Below are 962 nucleotides of genomic sequence, written 5' to 3'. Positions count from 1 at the left end.
GCGGGAGCTGATGGGGGTAAGAGTACCAATCAAAATGGGATGAGTGCAGGACAAGCGCTCGAAGCCATGGGTGGTGTAATAAAAGACCACTGGAAAGATATACTTAGAGACACCATACAGAACACCAGAGAAACCAGTCCCGTAGCCGATGCGCTAGTAGATTTTGCGGGTGCTGAGGAAATTGTCGAAGGCAGCATAAATATGGCTGAAGGCAATATTAAGGCTGGCGTTCAGTCTGCAACTGTTGCAGCACTTGGTAAGATTAAGATTCTCCGTAAGGCGGTTGACAAAATCAGTACAGGCAGAACCGAACCTAACTCCTTAAAAGAGAAATTGGCGATGGAAGAGGTGATGTCAAACCCGTCAGGATATACCCCGCCGAGAATGCCCAAAATGAGCGACACCAAAAACAACTTACTTCACAAGGATGGCTGGGTGAAGAAAACGCAAAATGTGAATGGCGTAGAAATTCATTATGTAGAAAATAAAAATACCAAACAAGTTATCGATTTTAAGTTTAAGGATTGAGTTTGTGTTTACTGAAAAATTAAAAACTGCCGTCAATGAATGGTTAACAAATGAAGATTTAAACGAGTGGTATTTCGAGAGTTTTAGGGATGAAAATTGCAAATTATTACCACCTCAGGAGGCGTTTGAGAGAATCGATAAAGTTATACCGATTCTCTTGAATCAGACGGATGAGTCGGTCTTGATTGAGTTGGCAGAGGTTATATTATGCTTAGCAAGAACAAGCGGGACGACTGAGGTGCCATCAGCGCTTGAGAGTAACAAGGGGCTGATAAAGGCTGTGTTCTCGGATAAATGTGACTATGCCAAGCACAAACTCAAAGAGGTTCTTGGTTATTATCGCATGGGGTGATATTCAACTTGGCAGGGTCGTCGCGGTAGCGTTGGTGGTACTGGAGTTTAATACATAGACAGGCATAGTTAATGGCATCAAT

At 43.0% G+C, this 962-nt stretch carries 2 protein-coding genes; both read left to right on the top strand.

The genetic code is table 11. The annotated features are described in order from the left end of the window. A partial coding sequence (locus tag AB4238_RS22165; protein WP_372035770.1) for a hypothetical protein occupies nucleotides 1–528 on the top strand: 528 nt, incomplete at its 5' end. 4 nt (nucleotides 529–532) lie between these two features. Continuing rightward, complete coding sequence (locus tag AB4238_RS22160) at nucleotides 533–880, top strand: hypothetical protein (RefSeq protein WP_372035768.1); 348 nt, start codon at nucleotides 533–535, stop codon at nucleotides 878–880. The last annotated feature ends 82 nt before the right edge of the window (nucleotides 881–962 follow it).

The organism is Shewanella sp. 10N.286.45.A1, from assembly GCF_041470405.1.
In the GTDB taxonomy this organism is placed as follows: domain Bacteria; phylum Pseudomonadota; class Gammaproteobacteria; order Enterobacterales; family Shewanellaceae; genus Shewanella.
The sequence above is the reverse complement of the archived record's forward strand: the minus strand, read 5'-3'. Positions and strand labels throughout refer to the sequence as shown.